1 protein-coding gene is annotated in these 4,404 nt (G+C 70.7%); it reads left to right on the plus strand.

The genetic code is table 11. The features are described from left to right. Positions 1-25: 25 nt before the first annotated feature. Positions 26-4,404 (plus strand): amino acid adenylation domain-containing protein (locus ACFVZW_RS36590; protein WP_384530845.1); only part of this gene is annotated, 4,379 nt, incomplete at its 3' end.

Raw genomic sequence — 4,404 nt, forward strand, 5'->3', positions numbered from 1 at the left:
CCTGTCTCTGTGGGTGGCGTGGTCCTTGTTGAGCTTGGTCGTCTCCGCCCGCGCGGACGTGGTGTTCGGCACCGTCCTGTCCGGCCGCATGAACGCGGGCACGGGCGCCGACCGGGTGCCGGGACCCTTCATGAACACGCTGCCGGTCCGCGTACGCACCGGTGAACTCGGCGCGCTGGAGTCCGTCGACGCCATGCGCGGGCAGCTCGCCCGCCTCCTCGAACACGAGCACGCACCCCTCGCCGTGGCCCAGCGGGCCAGCGGAGTCACGGGCGACACCCCGGTGTTCACCTCGTTCTTCAACTACCGGCACAACGCCGGCCAGAGCGCCGACAAGAGCCGAAGCGCCGAGATCACGGGCATCCGCACAGTCTGGACGCACGACCGCACCAACTACCCGCTGTCCGTGGCGGTCAACGACGACGGCGACACCATCGCGCTCGCGGTGGACGCGATCGCCCCCGTCCACCCTGAGGCGGTGAGCGCCCAGGTCCGCACGGCCACCGAGAACCTCGTGTCCGCGCTGGAGGCGGCGCTGGACGGCGGCACGGACGTGCCTCTCAGTTCGCTGGGCGTGCTGGGTGAGGATGAGCGCCGGCAGGTGCTCGTCGAGTGGAATGACACGGCTGCCGATCTGGGGTCGGTGTTGGTGCCGGGGTTGTTTGCGGCGCAGGTGGTGCGGACTCCGGATGCGGTGGCTGTGGTCGGGGGCGGTGAGTCGGTTTCGTATGCGGAGCTGGACGCCCGTGCGAACCGTTTGGCCGGGTATCTGGTCGGTCAGGGGGTGGGTGCGGAGTCGGTGGTGGGTCTGTGTCTGCCGCGTGGTGTCGATGCGGTGGTGGCGGTTCTCGCGGTGTGGAAGGCGGGGGCTGGGTATCTGCCGATTGATCCGGAGTATCCGGCGGAGCGGATCGGCTTCATGCTGTCCGACTCGGGTGCGGTGCTGACGCTGACGACCGAGGAGATCCTTGATGATCTGCCGGCCGGTCGGAACCGGTTCGTGGCCCTGGACAGCGCGCTGGTCCGGATGCAGCTGGCGGCCGCGTCAGCAGAGCGGCCGGCCGTTGATGTGGACCCGCAGTCGCTCGCGTATGTCATCTACACCTCGGGTTCGACGGGCCGGCCGAAGGGTGTGGCTGTCACTCATGGTGGTCTGGCGAACTATGTGGCCTGGGCCGCCGATGCGTATGGGATGAGTGGTGGCGGTGGTGCTCCGCTGCACTCGTCCCTGGCTTTCGATCTGACGGTGACCAGTGTTCTGGTGCCGCTGGTGTCCGGCTCCGCGGTGGTGGCGAGTGAGGCGGGCGGCGCCGAGGGGCTGGCGGAGCTGATCCGAGAGCCTGGTGGTTTCGGTCTGGTGAAGGCGGTGCCTGCCCATCTGCCGCTGCTGGTGGAGATGCTCGACGACGCTTCGGTCGCCTCTTCCGCTCGTACCTGGGTTGTGGGTGGTGAGGCTCTGCCTGGTGCGGTGGTTCGTGACTGGCTGTCGCGGGCGCCGGAGTCGGTGGTCGTGAATGAGTACGGGCCGACGGAGGCGGTGGTCGGTTGCTGTGTCTTCGAGATCTCCGCCGGCCAGGAGGTGGGGGAGTCGGTGCCGATCGGGCGTCCGATCGCCAACACCCGGCTCTATGTCCTGGACGACCACCTTCAGGTGGTTGCGCCGGGGGTTGCGGGTGAGCTCTACATCGCCGGCGTCCAGCTCGCGCGGGGCTATGTGAAGCGTCCGGGTCTGACGGCGGAACGCTTCACCGCCAACCCCTTCGAGCCGGGCGGGCGGATGTATCGCACGGGTGACGTGGCCCGATGGACCACGGATGGTGTCCTGGAGTACCTCGGGCGGGCGGACGAGCAGGTCAAGGTCCGGGGTTTCCGTATCGAGCCGGGTGAGGTCCAGGCCGTGGTCGCCGCGCACCGCGAGGTCGCACAGGCCGCCGTCATCGCCCGTGAGGACGTTCCGGGTGACACCCGCCTCGTCGCCTATGTCGTCCCCACCGACCTGGACGAGGTCGATCCCGAACTGGCCGTACAGGTACGTGAGTTCACGGCTCAGCGCCTGCCTGAGCACATGGTTCCGTCGGCGGTCGTCGTCCTCGACGCCCTTCCGCTGACCGGCAACGGCAAGCTCGACCGCAAGGCCCTCCCCGCCCCGGACGCCTCCAGGTCGGCAGGGGCCGGGCGTGGACCCGCCACTCCGCAGGAGGAGATCCTCTGCGCGGCCTTCGCCCAGGTCCTCGGCCTGGACAGGGTCGGCGTCGACGAGAGCTTCTTCACGCTCGGCGGCCACTCGCTGCTCGCCGTCCGCCTGGTCAGCCGCATCCGCGCCGTGCTCGGCATCGAGCTCGAGATGGCGGCGCTGTTCGAGGCGCCGACCGTCGCGGGCCTCGCCGCCCGCGTCGCCAGGGCCGGCAAGGCGCGCCGGGCCCTGACGCCGATGGAGCGCACGGAGCGGCCCGCGCTCTCCTTCGCCCAGCAGCGGCTCTGGTTCATCGGCCAGATGGAGGGTCCGAACTCCTCGTACAACGTGCCGGTTTCACTTCGCCTCTCGCGCGGTGTCGACCACCACGCGCTCGGCGCGGCCCTGCGCGACGTGATCGGCCGCCATGAGGTCCTGCGCACCGTATTCCCGGTCGCGGACGGCGAGCCCTACCAGCGGGTCATCCCGGTGGAGGAGCTGACCTGGGAGCTGCCGCTGGTCGAGGTCGCCCCGGAGGACCTGGAGGAAGCGGTCGCCGCCGCGGCCGACTACACCTTCGATCTCTCCGCCGAAATGCCCTTCCGTGCCTGGCTGTTCTCCGCCGGGCCCGACGACCAGGTGCTCGTCGTGGTCATGCACCACATCGCGAGCGACGGCTGGTCCAAGCGTCCGTTGGCCCGCGATGTCTCGGTGGCCTACGCGGCGCGGTGCCGGGGTGAGGCCCCCGCGTGGGAGCCGCTGCCGGTCCAGTACGCCGACTGCGCGCTGTGGCAGCGCGAGCTGCTCGGCGACGAGAGCGACCCCGACAGCATCATGGCGCAGCAGATCACCTACTGGCGCTCGGCGTTGGCCGGAGCGCCGGAGGAGCTGCAGCTCCCGGCCGACCACCGCCGCCCGGAGATCGCCTCGCACCGCGGCCACCGCGTGCCCGTGGAGATCCCGGCCGACGTGCACGTACGGCTGCAGGAGCTGGCGCAGGCCGAGGGCGTGACGGTGTTCATGCTGCTCCAGGCCGCCTCCGCCGTCCTCCTGTCGAAGCTGGGCGCCGGCACGGACATCCCGATCGGTTCGGCGAACGCCGGCCGTACGGACGTCGCGATGGACGACCTGGTCGGTTTCTTCGTGAACACGCTTGTTCTGCGTACGGACGTGTCCGGTGATCCGACGTTCCGGGAGGTCCTGGGTCGGGTTCGGGAGACGGGCCTGTCGGCGTTCGCGCACCAGGACGTGCCCTTCGAGAAGCTGGTGGAGGAGCTGGCGCCGACTCGTTCGCTGGCGCGCCACCCGCTCTTCCAGGTCATGCTGACCCTGGAGAACAACGCCGAGGCGGTCGTCGAGCTGCCGGGCCTGCGTACCGGCGGCACGTCCGCCCCGCGGGATTCCTCCGCTCCCGCCCCCGGGCAGGCGGCCGCCAAGTTCGACCTGGCCTTCGAGGTGGCCGAGGCCTTCGGTGCCGAGGGCGCCCCCGCCGGACTCCGCGGCTCCGTGGTCGCGTCGGCGGACCTCTTCGAGCCGGCGACGACCGCGCGGCTCGCCGAGCGCTGGGTCCGCGTCCTGCGGCTGCTCGTCGCCGAACCGTCCACCCGACTGAGCGCGGTCGACGTCCTGGACGCGGCCGAGCGACACCAGGTGCTGACAGGGTGGAACGACACGGCCGCGCAGGTCGCCCCCGCCACGGTGCCGGAGCTGTTCGCGGCGCACGTGGCTCGCACTCCGGACGCGGTCGCGGTGATCGCCGGTGGCCAGGAGGTCACGTACGCAGAGCTGGACGCGCGGGCCAACCGCCTTGCGCACCACCTCGTCGCCCGGGGCATCGGCGCCGAGTCGGTTGTCGGCCTCTGCCTGGGCCGGGACGCCGAGATGATCGTGGCGGTCCTGGCGGCCTGGAAGGCCGGGGCGGGTTACCTGCCCATCGACCTGGAGCACCCGGCCGAGCGAATCGCGTACATGCTGGCCGACAGTGGTGCTGCCCTCGCGCTGACGACCGAGGAACTGCTCGACCGACTCCCGACGGGCCAGGTGCCGGTCGTGACCGTCGACGGTGCGGACCTGAGGGCCGCGTTGGCGTCCGCACCCACCGAGGCACCCCAAGTCTCCCTTCGCAGCCAGGACTTGGCCTATGTGATCTATACGTCGGGTTCGACGGGGCGGCCGAAGGGTGTGGCTGTTGGTCATGGGGCGTTGGCGAATTTGGTGTCGGTGTTCGGGCC

The organism is Streptomyces sp. NPDC059567, from assembly GCF_042735655.1.
In the GTDB taxonomy this organism is placed as follows: Bacteria; Actinomycetota; Actinomycetes; order Streptomycetales; family Streptomycetaceae; genus Streptomyces.